Source organism: Pseudaminobacter soli (ex Li et al. 2025), assembly GCF_003012705.1.
Classification (GTDB): Bacteria; Pseudomonadota; Alphaproteobacteria; order Rhizobiales; family Rhizobiaceae; genus Pseudaminobacter; species Pseudaminobacter soli.
In genome coordinates, this window is sequence record NZ_PXYL01000031.1 from 1 (window position 1) to 17099 (window position 17099).

The 17099-nt window shown below is 62.6% G+C and carries 15 protein-coding genes; 3 read left to right on the forward strand and 12 right to left on the reverse strand.

From position 1 onward, the window contains the following. Positions 1–146 precede the first annotated feature (146 nt). The 3 genes from trmFO to C7I85_RS28350 all read right to left on the reverse strand — a co-directional run bounded on the left by trmFO (position 147) and on the right by C7I85_RS28350 (position 2381). Positions 147–1556: a methylenetetrahydrofolate--tRNA-(uracil(54)-C(5))-methyltransferase (FADH(2)-oxidizing) TrmFO gene (gene trmFO, locus C7I85_RS28340; RefSeq protein WP_106727351.1), complete on the reverse strand. Its 1410-nt coding sequence runs from the start codon at positions 1554–1556 to the stop codon at positions 147–149. 489 nt (positions 1557–2045) lie between these two features. Then, the gene (locus C7I85_RS28345; RefSeq protein ID WP_106727352.1) at positions 2046–2186 is read right to left on the reverse strand and encodes a DUF1127 domain-containing protein; all 141 of its coding nucleotides are present in this window, start codon (positions 2184–2186) and stop codon (positions 2046–2048) included. A gap of 54 nt (positions 2187–2240) precedes the next feature. Continuing rightward, positions 2241–2381, reverse strand: coding sequence for a DUF1127 domain-containing protein (locus C7I85_RS28350; protein ID WP_106727353.1), 141 nt, complete (start codon positions 2379–2381; stop codon positions 2241–2243). A gap of 216 nt (positions 2382–2597) precedes the next feature. Here C7I85_RS28350 and C7I85_RS28355 point away from each other — a divergent pair, with 216 nt between their 5' ends. Together C7I85_RS28355 and C7I85_RS28360 are read left to right on the forward strand one after the other, a co-directional pair. Continuing rightward, positions 2598–3719 (forward strand): DUF2157 domain-containing protein, encoded by a 1122-nt coding sequence (locus C7I85_RS28355; protein ID WP_342587325.1) that lies wholly within the window; start codon positions 2598–2600, stop codon positions 3717–3719. Further along, positions 3719–4297, forward strand: a complete 579-nt coding sequence (locus tag C7I85_RS28360) for a GDYXXLXY domain-containing protein (RefSeq protein ID WP_181257436.1) — start codon at positions 3719–3721, stop codon at positions 4295–4297. The genes C7I85_RS28355 and C7I85_RS28360 overlap by 1 nt, the downstream gene beginning before the upstream one ends. A 99-nt stretch (positions 4298–4396) precedes the next feature. On the opposite strand, the gene C7I85_RS28365 is transcribed toward C7I85_RS28360, so the two are convergent. The 7 genes from C7I85_RS28365 to C7I85_RS28395 all read right to left on the reverse strand — a co-directional run bounded on the left by C7I85_RS28365 (position 4397) and on the right by C7I85_RS28395 (position 13810). Beyond that, a complete protein-coding gene (locus tag C7I85_RS28365; protein WP_106727356.1) occupies positions 4397–6034 on the reverse strand; it encodes an ABC transporter ATP-binding protein in 1638 nt (545 codons plus the stop codon). A gap of 3 nt (positions 6035–6037) precedes the next feature. Further along, positions 6038–6865 (reverse strand): ABC transporter permease, encoded by an 828-nt coding sequence (locus C7I85_RS28370; RefSeq protein ID WP_181257437.1) that lies wholly within the window; start codon positions 6863–6865, stop codon positions 6038–6040. Positions 6866–6870: 5 nt separating this feature from the next. Beyond that, positions 6871–7830, reverse strand: a complete 960-nt coding sequence (locus C7I85_RS28375) for an ABC transporter permease (RefSeq protein ID WP_106727357.1) — start codon at positions 7828–7830, stop codon at positions 6871–6873. Positions 7831–7940: 110 nt separating this feature from the next. Then, the gene (locus C7I85_RS28380) at positions 7941–9530 is read right to left on the reverse strand and encodes an ABC transporter substrate-binding protein (RefSeq protein WP_106727358.1); all 1590 of its coding nucleotides are present in this window, start codon (positions 9528–9530) and stop codon (positions 7941–7943) included. A gap of 32 nt (positions 9531–9562) precedes the next feature. Next, a complete protein-coding gene (locus C7I85_RS28385; protein WP_106727359.1) occupies positions 9563–11053 on the reverse strand; it encodes an aldehyde dehydrogenase family protein in 1491 nt (496 codons plus the stop codon). Then, positions 11050–12156: a mandelate racemase/muconate lactonizing enzyme family protein gene (locus tag C7I85_RS28390; protein ID WP_106727360.1), complete on the reverse strand. Its 1107-nt coding sequence runs from the start codon at positions 12154–12156 to the stop codon at positions 11050–11052. Before C7I85_RS28390 ends, C7I85_RS28385 begins: the two co-directional genes overlap by 4 nt. Positions 12157–12184: 28 nt before the next feature. Beyond that, entirely contained in the window at positions 12185–13810 is a 1626-nt protein-coding gene (locus C7I85_RS28395) for a GMC family oxidoreductase (RefSeq protein ID WP_106727361.1), read from the reverse strand. A gap of 167 nt (positions 13811–13977) precedes the next feature. Between C7I85_RS28395 and C7I85_RS28400 the strand changes: the two genes are divergently transcribed. Then, on the forward strand, positions 13978–14892 hold the full coding sequence (locus C7I85_RS28400) for a LysR substrate-binding domain-containing protein (protein WP_106727362.1): 915 nt from the start codon (positions 13978–13980) through the stop codon (positions 14890–14892). Between the two features lie 305 nt (positions 14893–15197). Here C7I85_RS28400 and C7I85_RS31240 read toward each other — a convergent pair whose 3' ends face one another. Then, positions 15198–15491 carry a hypothetical protein gene (locus tag C7I85_RS31240; protein ID WP_181257438.1) on the reverse strand — a complete coding sequence of 98 codons (294 nt, stop codon included), beginning with the start codon at positions 15489–15491 and terminating at the stop codon, positions 15198–15200. A 628-nt stretch (positions 15492–16119) separates the two neighbouring features. Continuing rightward, on the reverse strand, positions 16120–16833 hold the full coding sequence (locus C7I85_RS28410; RefSeq protein WP_106727363.1) for a hypothetical protein: 714 nt from the start codon (positions 16831–16833) through the stop codon (positions 16120–16122). Positions 16834–17099: the final 266 nt, after the last annotated feature.

Below are 17099 nucleotides of genomic sequence, written 5' to 3' on the forward strand. Positions count from 1 at the left end.
TCACAAGCACCACGCGGCAGCACCTGAATTGCTGACACGATCCTTTGTGCCCATCGTTAGAGCCTGGAGCTTGCTATCCGGGGTACTTTCTTGCGCTTGACAGTTCCCGCCCCAAAAGAGAAGCCCGCCGAAGCGGGCTTTTCGCATTACTCAGCTGCCTGCGCCGCGGCCGGAATGCCCAGCCAGACGCGGCAATCGGCCAGCGCGCGCGATGTGATCGCGTGGCGCTTGGCGACGATCTTGTCCTTGCCGCGCAGCCGCTTGCCTTCGACCTTCGGTGCCTCGACAGGCGGGAAGAGGCCGAAGTTCACATTCATCGGCTGGAACGAGCGCTTGCCGGGCTCGTCGTCGGAAACGATGTGTCCGCCAGTGATGTGGTTGAGCAGAGCACCGAAGGCGGTCGTGACGGGCGGCGGCGAAACCTCTTGGCCGAGCAGCTCGGCCGCAGCGAAACGCCCTGCCAGCAGGCCGACGGCAGCCGATTCCACATAGCCCTCGCAGCCGGTGATCTGGCCGGCAAAGCGCAGGCCCGGGCGGCTCTTCAGCTGCAGCGTCGTGTCGAGCAGCGTCGGCGAGTTGATATAGGTGTTGCGGTGCAGGCCGCCGAGGCGGGCAAAGTCTGCATTCTCCAGCCCGGGAATCATGCGGAAGATGCGCACCTGCTCGGCATATTTCAGCTTCGTCTGGAAGCCGACCATGTTGTAGAGCGTGCCGAGCGCATTGTCCTGGCGCAGCTGGACCACCGCATAGGCCTTTACCGTCGGGTTATGCGGATTGGTCAGGCCCATCGGCTTCATCGGGCCGTGGCGCAGCGTCTCGACCCCGCGCTCGGCCATCACCTCGATCGGCAGGCAGCCGTCGAAATAGGGCGTGCCTTCCCACTGCTTGAACTCGGTCTTGTCGCCGTCGATCAGGGCCTGCACGAAGGCCTCGTACTGCGCCTTGTCCATCGGGCAGTTGATATAGTCCTTGCCGGTGCCACCAGGGCCGACCTTGTCGTAGCGCGACTGGAACCAGCAGATGTCGAAGTTGATCGTGTCGAAATGAACGATTGGGGCAATGGCGTCGAAGAAGGCGAGCGCATCGGCACCCGTGTTCTGCGCGATGGCCTCAGCCAGGGACGGCGCCGTCAGCGGCCCGGTGGAAATGATGGCATGTTCCCACTCCTGCGGCGGCAGGCCGGTCACTTCCTCGCGCTGGATGGTGATGAGCGGATGAGCTTCGAGCCTCGCCGTGACGGCGGCCGAAAAGCCGTCGCGGTCGACGGCGAGCGCGCCGCCCGCCGGCACCTGGTTGGCGTCGGCCGAACCCATGATCAGCGAGCCCGCTAGCCGCATCTCGGCATGAAGAAGGCCGACCGCATTTGCTTGCGCATCGTCGGAACGGAATGAGTTCGAGCAGACCAGCTCGGCAAGGCCGTCGGTCTTGTGGGCGTCGGTGCCGCGCACCGGCCGCATCTCGTGCAGGATGACGGGGACGCCGGCCTGTGCTGCCTGCCAGGCTGCTTCGGAGCCGGCGAGGCCGCCGCCGATGATGTGCAAGGGTTTTGTTGTCATGGGTGGGAGATAAGCCGCCGGGCTTTGGAAATCAATCGGCCAAGGCCGGTCCTGAAACGACAACACCCGCCGGGGGAGGAGGTCCGGCGGGTGTCGTTAGAGTGGTCAGTGATCGGGAGGAGGTGAACACTGACCTTATTCATCGGGCCCGGGAGGAGGTAGGCGCCGACGAAATTCCTTTCGCCGTTTGAAAGGGGGCGAAACCCTTGAGAGAACAGCACCCGCCGAGGGAGGAGGTTCGGCGGGTGCCGTTAGGGTGGTCAGTGATCGGGAGGAGGTGAACACTGACCTTATTCATCGGGCCCGGGAGGAGGTAGGCGCCGACGAAATTCCTTTCGCCATTTGAGGGTGCGAAGGCCCTTGAGAGAACAGCACCCGCCGAGGGAGGAGGTTCGGCGGGCGCCGTTTGGGTCGGTCAGCTATCGGGAGGAGGAGAAGGCTGACCGTATTCACCGAAGCCCGGGAGGAGGTAGGCTCGGCGAAATTCGATTAGATCGAGCGGCGAGCGACCGAATGGATTTCGCTGCGGCTGATGCCGAGGTCGGTCAGTTCACGGTTCGACAGGCGGCTCAGCTCGGAAACGGTCTCGCGATAGCGGCGCCAGTTGCGGAAGTTGCGAAGGATGTTCATTTTTTCTTGCTTTCTTTATTGCTTGCGTACGTTTGGGCCCGGTGGCCCGAAAAATCAGATCGACTTGCGCGCGACGAAGGGGATGTCGCTGCGGCTAATGCCGAGGTCGGTCAATTCACGGTTTGACAGGCGGCTCAGCTCGGAAACGGTTTCACGGTAGCGGCGCCAGTTGCGGTAATTGCGGATCAGGTTCATCGTCTTGCTCGTTCGTTTTTTCAATCGCTTGTTTACGAGGCGTAAATAGGCTTGGCCGCTATGCATTAAAAGAGCCATTGGTGCATGGCAGCAATGCGTTTTGTGCATTGCAACATTAATCGATTTTAGCTGCTGTGACGCAAATGTGGCGGAATCTTAAAAAACCCGTGACAACAAGGGGTTGAAGGTGGTTCTTTTGTCGCAGACAGGTCTGGAGTGAGTGCATTGGCGGGCTATTCGGCACGGGTGAAGCAGGACATTGCGCGATGGGTCGACAGGGGCCTGATCGACGCCTCGACGGGGGATGCGCTGGCGCGCGATTTGGAGGCAAATGAAAGCCGGCTGTTCAGCTTCGGCTTCGTGCTGGCGGTCATGGCCGCCTTGCTTCTGGGCGCCGCACTTCTTCTCTTGGTGGCCGCGAATTGGGATGCCATTCCGCGTCTGCTTCGCGTGATCGGCCTGTTCGCCATCATCTTCGCCACCTATGTCGGCGGCGCGGTGCTCAAGTCGCGGGGGCAGAATGCGCTTGCCGAGGCGCTGTGGCTGGTCGGCGCTGCCGCCTTCGGTGGTTCGATCGCTCTGATCGGGCAGATGTATCATCTCGAGGGCGATGAGAGCGCGGCCTTGCTGACATGGTGTTTTGGCACGGGACTGGCGGCATTGCTGCTGCGCTCGGGCCTGCTCACCGTGGCAGCGGCGGCCATAGGCATCGCCTGGATGGTCGTCGTCGGCTTTGACGACTGGGAGTTCCGCCACTCGACGCATTTCTATCTGCTGATCGCGGCCGCACTCTGGCTGATTTCCTATTGGACGCGGAGCCGCGCGGCGCGGCACCTGATCCTGCTGTCGCTCGTGTTCTATGCCTGCCTGCTGGTTGCCCACTATAACGTGTCCGACGTCGGCATAGGGCTCGCCTTGGTGTCGACGGCGCTGTTTGCGCTCTGCGTGGCCGTACCGGCGGCCGTGGAAGCCATCTTCCGGATCGACAGCCTCTTGCCGGTTCATTGCCTCATCGGCTTCCTCACCGGGATGCTGCTTATCCAGGTGGATCAGCTCGACTACACGGGGCGGCTGGTCATGTCGGCGCTCGTCGTGTTCGCGGGCATCGCGGTTGCGCTCTATTTCACCGGCCGTGACAGCCGGCTGCTGCGCTGGATAGCCTATGCCGGCTTTGGTCTCGAACTCTGCTTCGTCTATGTCCTGACGATCGGCACCATGCTCGGCACGGCCGGCCTGTTCTTCGCGTCGGGCATCGTCCTCGGCATAATCGCCATCGTCATCATCAGGGTGGAGCGACGCATCGGCGGTGGTGCGATCAAGCAGGCAGGAGCTGCGTGATGAAGAACAGGCTTCTTATCTCGGCCGTCGCGCTCGCGCTGATCCAGATCGGATTCCTGTCGTGGATCATTGGGTCCCGCGCGATGATCCTTCGCAACGGCCAGGAGGTACTCCTCAAGGTCGAACCCGTCGATCCGCGCGACCTGCTGCGCGGCGACTATGTCCGCCTGGGCTATGAGGCTTCCAGCGTTCCGGCCAAGCTGATCGTTAATCGCGATGTCGAAGCTTCGGCAGCCGCAGATGGTCCGATCCATGTACGCCTCAAGAAGGGCGAGGACGGCTTCTGGCACCCGGTTGCAGCGGCGCTGGGAGCAGGATTCGCAAACGCTCCCGGTGAGGACGAGGTGGACGTGCTCGGCACCACTTCTTCAGGTTGGGCGCAGGACGAAGAGGCCGTGTTGCACGTCGATTACGGCATCGGCCGCTTCTATCTGCCGGAAGGGGAAGGAAAGGCGATCGAGCGCGACATGCGCGTACGCAGCTTCGGCATCCTGGCTGCCGTCGACAGGGACGGCACGCTCCAGATCAAGGCACTGAAGGACGGAGACACCACGCTGTTCTCCGAGCCGCTTTACTGAGAGCTTACGTCCGGCGCACCGGCAACGCGCCGGGTGACCTCTCTAGTCGATGTGGGCTTGCCGCGGCCGGAACACAGAGCGCTTCCAGCAACTCAAGACCTAAGCCGGGACCGCCCGGTTCGACATCGTGCGGCGGGTCAGCCAGTCGGGATCCATCTCCGGCACCGATTGCAACAGATGCGTTGTGTATGCGTGCGCAGGGTTGGCGAACACCGTCTCCACTGCGCCAGTTTCCACGACGCGCCCGTGCTGCATCACCACCACCTCGTCGGCCACGGCCTTCACCGTCGCCAGATCGTGCGTGATGAACATCAGCGCAAGGTCGCGCTCCTTCTGCACCCGCGCCAGCAAGGCCAGGATGCCGGCAGCCACGAGCTGGTCGAGCGCCGAGGTCACCTCGTCGCAGATGATGAATTTCGGTTCCGCGGCCAGCGCCCGGGCGATGCCGATGCGTTGCTTCTGCCCACCGGAAAGCTCGGTCGGCCGCCGGTCCATATAGATTGCCGGATCAAGCTCGATCTGCTCGAGCAGTGCGCGGATGCGTTGCTCTTTCTCGCGGCCCTTGAGGCCAAGATAGAATTCGACCGGCCGTCCGATGATGTCCCGGATCGACTGACGCGGGTTGAGCGCCGTGTCGGGCATCTGGTAGATCATCTGGACATGCCGAAGGTCTTCGCGGCTGCGGGATAGATAGTCCGCCGGGAGCTTGCGCCCTTCGAACAGCACCTCGCCGCGCGACGGTTTTAGGATGCCGCTGATGACGCGCGCGGCCGTCGATTTCCCTGACCCGGATTCGCCGACAACTGCAACCGTCTGGCCGCAATGGATGTCGAAGGAGACGTCCTCCAGAACCTTGGCTGCGCCATAGCCGGCGTCGACATTTTTGAGGCTCATCACGGGCCGTGCGCCTGTGCCCCGCTCCTGCCTCGGGCGCTCCAGCGAGCGCACCGCCCAGAGGGATTTTGTGTATTCCTCCTGCGGCGCGGAAAGCATGGTGCGTGTCTCGGCCGTCTCGACCGTGCGGCCGTTCTTCAGCACCATGATGCGGTCGGCCATCTGGGCGACGACGGCCAGATCGTGGCTGATGTAGATCGCCGCGGTGCCGAACTGCTCGACGATGTCGCGGATCGATGCAAGCACCTCGATCTGCGTGGTGACGTCGAGCGCGGTGGTCGGCTCGTCGAAAATGATGAGATCCGGCTTGCAGGCCATGGCCATCGCCGTCATGGCACGCTGCAGCTGGCCGCCCGAGACCTGGTGTGGATAGCGAAAGCCGATGCCCTCCGGCTGCGGCAGGCGCATCTTGCGGTAGAGCTCGACAGCCTCTGCTTCGGCCTTAGCGCGCGGCATCACCTTCTTGACGACCGGGGCCTCGCAATGCTGGTCGATAAGCTTGTGCGCCGGGTTGAAGGAGGCGGCCGCGGACTGGGCGACATAGGCGATCCGCTTGCCACGGAAGTCGCGCCGGACGTGCTCGCCGCAGCGCGCTAGATCGATGCCATCGAAGCCGATGGAGCCGGAGGTGATCCGGCAGCCGTCGCGGGTAAAACCCATCGCGGCAAGGCCGAGCGTGGATTTGCCGGCGCCCGATTCACCGATGAGGCCGAGAACCTCGCCGCGCGCGAGATCGAGGTCGACACCGTCCACCAGTCTCGTCCAGCCGTTCGTAGATTTGCCCTCGATCCGCAGATCGCGGATCGTCAGCAAGGGAGGGCGATCTTTCCCGACGGTCTTCATGGGTCAGTCCTTCAATCCGCTCGAGCGATGCAGCATCCAGTCGACCACGAAGTTGATCGACACGGTCAGAACCGCGATTGCGGCGGCCGGGAGCAGCGGGGTGATGTCGCCGAAGCTGATGAGCGTTGCGTTTTCCTTCAGCATCGAGCCCCAGTCGGCGGTCGGCGGCTGGATGCCCAGGCCGAGGAAGGAGAGGGCTGCGATGAACAGGAACACGAAGCAGAAGCGCAGGCCGAATTCGGCAACGAGCGTCGAGGCGATATTCGGCAGCACTTCCCTGACGACGAGCCAGCCAAGGCCTTCTCCACGCAGCCGTGCCGCCTGGATATAGTCCATCACGACCACCGATTGGGCCGATGCCCGGGCGAGTCGAAACACCGGCGCCACGTAGATCAGCGCGATGACCAGGACCATGCTGGCGATCGATGCGCCGACGATGGTGAGCAGCATGAGCGCCAGGATCAGCGAAGGGATCGCCATGATCACGTCGATGATGCGCGACAGAAGGCGATCGGTCATGCCGCCGACCACGGCGGCCACGATGCCGAGCAGGGAGCCGACGGTGAAGGCGATTGCCGTCGTCAGTAGGGCAAGGCCCACCGTGTTGCGCGTGCCGTAGATCAGGCGGGAGAACATGTCGCGGCCGAGATTGTCGGTCCCGAGCAGGAACTGGCTGCTCCACGGCTCGTATTGCTCGCCCACGACCGCGGTCTCGCCATAGGGGGCGATCACCGGCGCAAGGATCGCGATGATGGCCACCAGCAGGATCACGGCCATGCCGAACCAGGCGGTATAGGGGGCCGTTTTCAGGGTCTGAAAGAAGCGTGTCATGGCCATTACCTCCGTTCGCCCATGAGGCGCGGGTTGGTCACGATCGACAGCACGTCGGCAATGAGGTTGAGCAGGATGTAAGCGGCGGCGAAGAGCAAGCCGACCGACTGGACCACCATGACGTCGCGATGCGTCACGGCATCGACGAAAAGCTGGCCGAGGCCCGGATAGACGAACACGACCTCGACCACCACAACACCCACGACGAGATAGGCCAGATTGAGCGCGACGACATTGATGATGGGCGCGAGCGCGTTGGGAAGCGCGTGATAAAGGATGACGCGCAGCCGGCTCATGCCCTTAAGCCTTGCCATCTCGATATAGGGGCTCGCCAGCACGTTGATGATCGCGGCGCGGGTCATGCGCATCATGTGCGCCATCACCACCAGCACCAGGGTGAGGGCGGGCAGGAAGGAGCGGTAGACAAGCTCGCCGAACGGCATGCCGGGATCGATATTCGACAGCGAGGGAAACAGCGCCACGCGCACCGCCAAGAATAGGATCAAAACATAGGCGACGAAGAATTCAGGCAGCGACACCCAGATCAGCGCCACCACATTGCAAAGGCGGTCGAAGATCGAGTTGCGGTAGAGCGCAGCCAGGATGCCGAGCGTCAACGCAAGCGGGATCGAGACCGTGGCGGCAAAGGCGGCCAGGAACAGCGTATTGCCCAACCTGACCGAGAGCAGTTCGGAAATCGGACGATTGTTGGCGAGCGACGTGCCGAAATCGCCCTGGACGGCACCGAGAAGCCAGTGGAAGTAGCGCTGGATCGCAGGCTGATCGAGACCCAGCTCATGCCGGAACGCGGCGACCGTCTCGGGCGTGGCGGACTGACCCAGGATCTCTTGTGCGAGGTCGCCCGGCAAGAGTTCCACGCCGACGAAAATCAGCGCCGAGACCACGAGCAGCGTGATGACGCCAAGCGCCAGTCGCTCTCCCACAAGAATCCAGATACGTCCCATGCCACCTCCCTGGCTTTGGTTGGGATGCCGGTTTCTCCCTACCGTCATCCAATGACACTGCCGAGAAGCGTGGCTTCCCGGCAGTGTGCAAGTCGTGCCTACCAGGCCTTTTAGGCCATCCACCAGCGCTCGACAAAGCGCAGGCTGTCGAGGTTCCACTGCTCGCTCAGTTCACCGTGCTGGACCTGGTCCCGCAGCGCGAAGACGTACTGACCGAACATCGGGATGAGCGCGCCGCCGTCGTCGCGGCACAGGCGCTGCATCTCGGAGTACATTTCCGCACGCTTGTTCTGGTCGATCTCGGCGCGAGCCTCGAGCAGCAGCGTGTTGAAGCGCTCGTTCTGCCACTTGGTGTCGTTCCACTCGGCATCCTTGGAGTAGCCGGCGGTGAACATCCAGTCCGGGGTCGGGCGGCCGCCCCAGTAGCTGGTGCAGAACGGCTTCACCAGCCACACATTGGACCAGTAGCCATCGCTCGGCTGGCGGACGACCTCGATGTTGATGCCGGCCTTTTTCGCCTGCTCGGCGTAGAGAAGCGAAGCATCGACCGCGCCTTCGAAGGCGGCTTCGGAGGTGAACAGCTGGACGTCGAGGCTGGAAAGCCCCGCCTGCTTCAGGTGGAACTTGGCCTTTTCCGGATCATAGGCGCGCTGCTCGATCGCCGGATCGAAGAAGGGCATCGACTTCGCCACCGGATGGTCGTTGCCGACCGTGCCGTAGCCGCGCAGGATCTTCTCGACGAGTTCCTCGCGGTTGATCGCCAGCTTCAGCGCGGTTCGCACATCGCGGTTGTCGTAGGGCGGCGTGTTGACGTGCATCGGCATCGTGTAGTGCAGCGTGCCGGAGGTCGTCTCGACGCGCACGCCCGGCGCGCGCTTCAGGAGATGGATGGTCTTGAGGTCGGGACGGTCGACCACGTCCACCTGGCCCGTCATCAGCGCGTTCATGCGGGCAGCGGTGTCGGAGATCGTGGTGATCTCGACCTGCTCGAAATGCGCGCGGCCTTCCTTCCAGTAGCTATCGCGGCGCTTCAGCTTGATGCGCACGCCCGGCTCGAAGCTTTCCACCGTGTAGCCGCCGGTGCCGATGCGGCTCATTGGGTCGATCTTGCCGTCCGAGGCCTGCTTTATGCAGAGGTGGTAGTCGGCGAAGATGTAGGGGAAGTCGGCATTGCCGGTGGTGAGGGTGAAGACCACGGTGTGGTCGTCGCTCGCCTTCATCTCGGCGATCTGGGCGAGAACCGGCTTAACGGCCGATTTCGAATCCTCGCCGCGGTGATAGTCGATGGAGGCGAGCACGTCGGCCGCCGTCAGCTTCCTGCCGTCGGAGAATTCGACATCCTTGCGCAGCTTGAAGGTCCAGACCTTTGCGCCCGGCTCTGCCTCGAAGCTCTCGGCCAGTTCGGGGGCGATGGCGCCGCCCGGGGCGAACTCGGTCAGGTGGTTGAAGACCGCATAGTTCGTCACGAACATGAAGTCGTTGTTGTAAGTCGCGGGGTCGAAGGAGTCCGAGGTCGAGCCCTGCAGGAAGCCTACGCGCAGCGTGCCGCCCTGCTTGGGCGTCGCCTTTTCGGCCTGGGCATAGGCCGAAGAGGCCATGGACAGGCCGACGCCGAAGGCCAGCGCGCCCGTCATGAAGCCGCGACGGTCGATCTGCCCGCCGATCAGCGAGCGCTTCAGTGTATCAAGATGGTCGTTCATCCGTTCCTCCTTGGGATGGTTGATATCTCTGGTCAGTGTCGGATCGTGATCGCCTTCGTCCGGGTATAGGCGTCGATGCCTTCGAGCCCTTTTTCGCGCCCGAAGCCGGACTTCCTGTTGCCGCCGAACGGCACCTCGATGCCGCCGGCCCAATAATCGTTGACCGTCACCTGACCGGCATCGATGGAACGGGCGAGGCGGAGCGCCTTGCCGACATCACGGGTATAGATGCCTGCGACGAGCCCGTACTCGGTTGCGTTGGCGATGGCGATAGCCTCTTCCTCATTGTCCACGACTTGTACGGCGAGCACCGGCCCGAAAATCTCCTCCTGGATTGCCGGGTCGGTTGCGGCGACATCGTCGATGATCGTGGGCTCGAAAAACCAGCCTGCGCCTGTTTCCGGATCGAGCGTGGCCTGTCCGCCGGTAACGATCCGGCAGCCGCGCGCGCGTGCCGCGTCGACATGGCCGGCGATGCGGCCCAGATGCAGCCCGGAATTGATCGCGCCGACATCGGCCGTCGTGAGGCCATGACCGAGTTTCAAGGCGCGTGCCTTTGCGATCAGCTTTTCCAAAAGTTCGTCATGGATCGAGCGTTCGACCACCAGGCGCGATCCCGCCGAGCAGATCTGGCCGGCGTTGGAGAAGATCGCCCAGAGCGCCCCGTCGACGGCCCTGTCCAGATCGCAGTCGGCGAGCGCAACGAGCGGCGACTTTCCGCCGAGTTCCAGCGTGAGGCGGGTAACGTTCGGAGCGGCCGCCTGCATGACGCCGACACCGGTCGTGACCGAGCCGGTGAAGGTGACATGCGCGATGGAAGGATGACGCACCAACGGCGCGCCGGCATCCTGCCCAAGCCCGGTCACGACGTTCAGGACGCCGGCCGGCACGCCGGCTTCGTGCAGCCATTGCGCAAGGATAAGGGCTGTGAACGGCGTGGTTTCCGCCGGCTTGGCAACGACTGCGCAACCGGCGGCCAGCGCCGGGGCGATGCCGCGGGCAAAGGTCGAGGTCGGGTAGTTCCACGGAATGATGTGGGCAGTGATGCCGACCGGCTCGCGCTCGGTCCAACTCGTCAGGCCCGGGCCGAGGGGGATGGAGCTGCCCTCGAGCTTGTCGGCCGCACCCGCATAGTATTCGAAAAAGCGCGCGCAGGATTGAACGTCGCCACGCGCCTCGACGAGCGTCTTGCCCGAATCGAGCGTTTCGACGAAGGCCAGATACTCGCCTCTTTCGCGGATCAGTGCCGCGGCGCGATTGAGAATCTGGCAGCGCTTGGCAGGCGGTGTGTCCCGCCAGACGGCAAGGCCCTTCTCGGCCGATTCGACGGCTTGGGCGATGTCGTCGGCATTGCCCGCGCTGAAGCTGGCAAAGGCGCGCGCCAGGCCGGGATCATCGCTTTCCAGCATGTCGCCGGTGCTTCCGGGCACGAAAGCGCCGTGGATGAAATGCCCGCTGGGCAGTTCCTCGACTGCCCCGGTTGCGAAATAGGCCTTGGCCAGATCTTCGGCAGTACGGGTCATCCGCCTACCTCGCTCACCTGGTAGCGCGACTTGGCGAGCCATTCGGGGGAGACTTCCACGCCCCAGCCCGGACGGTCGGTGACGGTCACCTTGCCGCCAGTCACCTCATAGGGATCCTCGACGAACAGCCCTTCCTGCCACGGATAGTAGTCGGGGCCTTCAATGGAGAATTCGAGATACTTGCCGGCGTTCGGGATCGCGCGCAGCAGATGCATGGTGAAGAGCGTCACCAGCCCAAGATTGGCAGCGTGCGGAGTGCAAGGCAGGCCGGCGGCATCCGCCATGCGAGCCACCTGCATAGTGCGCGTCATGCCGCCGAGATAGAGGACATCCGGCTGGATGATGTCGACCGCCTTCATGGCGATCATGCGCTTCCAATGCTGCATGTCGTAGTCTTGCTCACCGCCGGTCACGTCAAGCGAGAGGGTCTGCGTGACCTCGCGGGTCTGCTCCATTTCCCAATAGGGGCAGGGCTCCTCGAAATGCTCGACGCCATTGGCCTCGAGCATCTGCCCGACCTCGATTGCACGGCGCGGGGAGTAGCAGGAATTGGCGTCGACCAGCAGTGCGACATCGGACCCCAGCGCCTTGCGTATCGTCGGCACGATGGTTTCGGTGCGGCCTTCCCACTCGTCGCGATCGTGTCCGCATTCGGAGCCGATGCGGAACTTGAAGGCATCGAAGCCGTCGCGGTCGCGCAGGGCAAGAAGCCGCTCCGCCTCAGCTTCAGGCGTGATGTCGCGGCGCATGGAAGATGCGTAAGCCCTGATCGTGCCGGGCGTGCCGCCGAGCAGTTCCACCACCGGCTTGCCTTCGACCTTGCTGCGCAGGTCCCAGATGGCGGTGTCGAGGCCTGACATCGCACGGTAGAGATACGAGCAAGAGAACTTGTGTTCGCGCTCGGGAATCTCGTTCACCAGCGCGTCGAGATCAGTGGCGTCGCGACCCAGCGCCCAGGGGGCGATCTGCCGGTGGAAGACGCTGGCGGTGATGTCGGAATTGTAGGTGGAGAGCTGGCCCCAGCCGACGGCGCCATCGTCGGCGGTCAGGCGGACGAAGCCGACGAAATCATTCGTGAAGGTCTCAAGCTTACGGATTTTCAAGGCAGTTCCATTCCATGCGGATTTAGGGTCAGGCGAACCGGCGCGATCGATCCTTCAGGATCAGGCTCGCTGCGCGATGGGCGAGCATGATCGTGGGAGCGTTTGTGTTGCCGGACGTGATGTTGGGGAAGGCCGATGCGTCGACGACCCTGAGGCCATCGATGCCGAACACCTTCAGTTCGGAGTCGGTAACGGCGGTCGCTTCGTCGCGTCCCATCCGGCAGGTCGCGACTGGGTGGAATACGCTGCCGCAGCGTTCCCTGAAATCTTCGAGGATCGCTTCGTCGTCGAAGCCTTCGACATCTGGGGCCATTGCCTCCTTGGCGAAGCGGCGGATGGCATTCGTCCGCGCCATGCGCTGGATCAGTCGGCCGCCGGCGACGACGTCGTCGAGGTCCTTCTGTGTCGAAAGGTAGTTCGGCACGATGCGCGGCGCTGCCATCGGCTCGGGCGAGGCGATGTCGATGCGCCCGCGGCTGGACGGGCGGGTCGGCTGGAACGAGAGGATGAAGCCGGGGAAGGGGTCTGGATTGATGATTGGCCGCTTGTTGCTCGGCGCGGTCGTGTAGGTGACCGGGTTGAGGTAAAGCTGCTGGTCAGGCCGCTCAAGCGCCTCGTTCGAGCGCACGAAACCGCCGCACTGGTTCACGCTGAGACTGAGCGGGCCGCGCCGCGTCAGCACATAGCGCGCACCCTGGAGGACCTTGCCCCACCAGGGCGAAAGCATTGAATTCAGGGTCGGCTCGGTCGCCTTGTAGTAATAGTTGATGCCGAGGTGATCCTGTAGATTGCCGCCGACATTGTCGTTGGTATGCACGACGGCGATGCCCATCTGCCGAAGCAGCGCGCCGGGGCCGATGCCCGAGAGCTGTAGCAACTTCGGAGAATTCACGGAGCCGGCGCTGACGATGACTTCCTTGCGCGCCTTGAAGATCTGGCGGCCGGACTTGAGCAGCACGGAGACACCCGTGGCGCGATGCGCTTCGACCACGATGCGCTCCACCATCGCGTCCTTCACCAGCGTAACGTTTGGCCGCTTCAGGGCCGGCTTCAGGAAGGCATCGGCGGCCGACCACCGCTTCCCGTTTCGAGTGGTGATGCGGTAGTGCGTCACGCCTTCGGGCGAGGGGCCATTGCAGTCGTCGGTGACGGGCATACCCATCTCTTGGGCCATGGCGAAATAGTGCCGGTTGGAAGGGTGGATCTCGCGCCGGACGTTGCTGATGAACAGGGGGCCGTGGCCCTTGATGGTGCCGTCTTCGCCGATGCGGCTTTCGATCGCCTCATAGTGGAAGCGAACCTCGTCCCATCCCCAGCCCTTGGCCCCGGCAGACCGCCAGTCCTCGAAGTCTCCGGGCATTCCTCGGCAATAGATCAACGCGTTGATCGAGCTCGAGCCGCCGACGACCTTTCCACGCGGCCAATAACTTTTGCGCCCGCCGGTCTCGGGGTCGGCTTCCGTGTGATACATCCAGTTGATGCGCGGATTGAAGAAGGTGCGGCCATAGCCGATCGGGGTCTTGATCCAGAAGCTGTTGTCCGAACCGCCGGCTTCGAGCACCAGAACGCTGCTTGCACCATCCTTCGAGAGCTGGTCGGCCAGCACGCATCCTGCTGAGCCCGCACCCACCACGATGTAGTCGAATTCGGCCAAGCGTCGATCCTTCCCCGCGTTTCCTCCGCTTGAGGCCGCATAGCGGCAGTAAGCCAGCAAAAAGCGGCAATCCAGCAAGCTGGCGAAATATCGTCGCAGGGTTTGCAATGAGTCAAACAAAGCTTTATCGCTGTTAGACCCCATTTCATTTGAAGCTCGTTCGGCCGATGTCGTTTGCTTTGCCCCCCTTGCAGTGGTTGCGCGCCTATGAAGCGGCTGCGCGACTTTCGAGTTTTTCGGCGGCGGCCGCAGAGCTGAACCTCACGCCGGCGGCGATCAGCCACCAGGTGCGTGCGTTGGAACAGCGCCTGGGATTCCAGCTCTTCGAGCGGCTCGCGCGCGGGCTGCAATTGACCGATATCGGACGGGCATACCTTCCGAGCGTGCGCAAAGCTTTCGACGAACTGGCTGTCACCACCGTCGGACTATTCGGACGGGATCATGACACGCATATAACAGTGCGGACCCCGGTCCTGTTCGCCAACAACTGGCTGGCGCCGCTGCTGCCCAAGTTCTACGCCGCCTTTCCGCACATCAAGCTCAGGATTCTCACCGCGATTTGGGCGGATACGAGCACGAATGTCGATGTCGACATCCGTTTCGGCGACGGGCAGTGGAGCGAATTCGAGGTGCACCCTTTGTTGAGGGAGCCGTCGATCCTGGTGGTTCGTGACGACACGAAACTGCCGAAAGGCAGCGATCGCGAGAAGGTGCTTGCGCTTCTCGATCACGGCGTCGTCCACATCATGGGCTGCGAGGATCGCTGGACGAAGCTTCTGCGCAAGCACGACATATCCGACCGCAAGGTGCGGGTCAGCACCATGACCGACAACTCGCTTTTTGCCATCAGGTTGACTTTGGCCGGCCTGGGCCCCTGTGTGGTCCAGCGGAGCTATGCGGAGCCGTTTCTAAAAGAAGGTCTAGCAGCGCCGCTGACGGAGGGCATCGAGATCGATGAGGCCCATTACATCCTGACTGCGCGCTCTGCCGAGCGGACCACGCCCGAAGCCATCATCTTTCGCGAATGGCTGGTTGCGGAATGCCGCGCGAGGCGAAACGAGGCGTCCGAGCGGACGGCTTAGGACTTGCCCCTCGCCTCGGAGCGCGGTCTGGCGATCCATCCGACATAGGTGAGATAGAGCCCGATCAGCCTGCCAAAATGAGGTTGCCCGAGAGGCGCTGCATCGCCGCCTCGCCGTCGTTCGAGAGGTTTGGAGGGCTTTTCGCTTCAATACTGCGGTTTTCCCCGACCTGACTGGCAGTTCAGTCTTCGCTAAATTGCTGATGTGGTCTGGGAGATTTGACCATTTTCGCCTGAGTTGCCCGCCTCGGCTCACCGAGGCGGGCTTCTTATGGGTACCGCTAATGGGAGTGCGACGTTAGCCGCTCAGCAGTTTTCGTAGGGGGCGCAAGGGCCCACCCTCCCATAACCCATGTAGTTCTGATTTCCGTAGTAGTAGTTGTAGTTTGGATCAGTGCCGGCACCTTCATTGTGGTCGCCGCGGGAACCCACCCCGCCCATGCCATGGCCGTCGCCATGCCCATGGCCGGCACTATGTCCGCCTCCGCCTGGTCCGTGACCACCACTGCCGCCGTGGCCACCATGGCCACCACCGCCGGCCAGTGCTGACGTCATCAGGACGATTGTCAGCGCAGAGGCTGTCAAGACTCTCATAAACATCCGAGAGCTCCTTCTACTTGCTTGTCGCAATAGGCGCGACCCGGCCAAACCTCCGTTTGCAAAGGTAGTTCCAATCAATCAGTTCACATTCGCTTTTGGGGGCGATGTGTCGCGCAGGTGTTCGTGATCTGCCGCTAAAGCGATCACTAACGCGGCTTTTACCCGCGGAATCTGAGCTGCGTCCTTGACGGCTTTGAGATCGATTCTCCGGTGAACCGGATCAAGTATGAGGAGGGGCATTCCGGGTTCATGGCCATTTCAACCCTCGCGCCGACCAACAGTGAGGCGGTTGGTTGAAGATGCGGTTCCCGTGGCAATCGAAGTTCAACGCATTCTGATGCGGCGCCAGATTTGGGTGCTTGGTCAGTCGGACGAGCGAACTGTCGAGTCTAACCGGATGTGGCAACATTTGCGGCATGTCTTGTGGCAAGAAATGCCATGCAATAATATTTCACGCCTTTCGGCTGCTCGCCGAAAAGCCAAATATTCTCAATTGCTTATTCTGAATTTTGGGCTGGGAGATCTGGTGCGGATGAAGGGAAACGCGAGGTGATCCCATTATCCGTTGATTTCATTGCGCTTTTCGTCGCCGCATTGGGGCCGTTTGTAGCGGCGTTTGTAGCGATGGTCAAGTTACTTCGGGACCGCTGGGACGGAGCCCAACGCGGACAAGTACCATCCTGCCCAAGGCGCTAACGTAAGGGCCATCCTCCAGCTCACCGTGTTTCCCGTACCTCCATCGGCGTGGCTCATCCGTATATGGGCTAGAGCTAAGCAACCCTATCGAAAGCAGTTTGCGGTAGGAGGCCCGGTGAAGCTCTCCTTTAGCCCGCTCCTTATCAGGGGCGTTTGCGAGTAGTTGGGGCGGTTGCAAGGCGCTCAACTTGTCCCGAGCCTCCGGACCGTCTAACGCGTCTAGCAACAGCAAGTCGTCATCTCCGATTTCCTCCAGCATTCGGAGGATTTTTAGCTCGTTCAGCTTGGCCTGCTCATCCGAGTTCACTCCGTGCGCCACACACTTTGCAAGGTACTCCCGGCGCTCACTGGTGAATGCCCTGGCGGCCTGGGAAAGCCCTTCCTCGATAAGAGGGGCGCTGGATGGCTGGCTGGCTTTCTCCGATGCGGAGAGCCTTTCCAGTTCTTGTCCCAGCAGCAGCAGGAAAGCCTCAACGCGGTCCAGGCGCTGGTTCGGAATAACCACGGTCAAGACCTCTGCAAGAAACGGTCCTGCAATCGGTACGCCTCCCACTACAGCCCGCGCGAGGGCTGCTGCCTTATCAGCGTAGTTGCTCCCCAGCGATGGTTCAGGCGGTCGCTTGGCGATCTCGTTCGTTTTGCCCAAGGTTCATTCCCCCGTCCCGTGAGTAAAGCAGCAGTGTCGGACCAACGCAACGTCATCGACGGGGCCGTAATCCGAGATCGTGCCCCCACCGCAGAGAGGCTGCTTGATTTGTGGTCCGAGCCGCGCCGAGGCGTAATCGCAGATGTCGAAAACGAATAGACGCGTCCTGGCTGACTGACGCGCCCTCAAAGCGCTGCCGCGCAAGCCGAACACGCGGACCTTCTCAATTCGCGACCGCTGACAGCCAGTTGCCCAAGGTTTTGGCC

Bases quoted from the DNA above. Each gene is read 5' to 3' on its own strand.
- trmFO (WP_106727351.1), bottom strand. From the start codon at position 1,556: ATGACAACAAAACCCTTGCACATCATCGGCGGCGGCCTCGCCGGCTCC.
- C7I85_RS28345 (WP_106727352.1), bottom strand. From the start codon at position 2,186: ATGAACATCCTTCGCAACTTCCGCAACTGGCGCCGCTATCGCGAGACC.
- C7I85_RS28350 (WP_106727353.1), bottom strand. From the start codon at position 2,381: ATGAACCTGATCCGCAATTACCGCAACTGGCGCCGCTACCGTGAAACC.
- C7I85_RS28360 (WP_181257436.1), top strand. From the start codon at position 3,719: ATGAAGAACAGGCTTCTTATCTCGGCCGTCGCGCTCGCGCTGATCCAG.
- C7I85_RS28365 (WP_106727356.1), bottom strand. From the start codon at position 6,034: ATGAAGACCGTCGGGAAAGATCGCCCTCCCTTGCTGACGATCCGCGAT.
- C7I85_RS28370 (WP_181257437.1), bottom strand. From the start codon at position 6,865: ATGACACGCTTCTTTCAGACCCTGAAAACGGCCCCCTATACCGCCTGG.
- C7I85_RS28375 (WP_106727357.1), bottom strand. From the start codon at position 7,830: ATGGGACGTATCTGGATTCTTGTGGGAGAGCGACTGGCGCTTGGCGTC.
- C7I85_RS28380 (WP_106727358.1), bottom strand. From the start codon at position 9,530: ATGAACGACCATCTTGATACACTGAAGCGCTCGCTGATCGGCGGGCAG.
- C7I85_RS28385 (WP_106727359.1), bottom strand. From the start codon at position 11,053: ATGACCCGTACTGCCGAAGATCTGGCCAAGGCCTATTTCGCAACCGGG.
- C7I85_RS28400 (WP_106727362.1), top strand. From the start codon at position 13,978: ATGTCGTTTGCTTTGCCCCCCTTGCAGTGGTTGCGCGCCTATGAAGCG.
- C7I85_RS31240 (WP_181257438.1), bottom strand. From the start codon at position 15,491: ATGTTTATGAGAGTCTTGACAGCCTCTGCGCTGACAATCGTCCTGATG.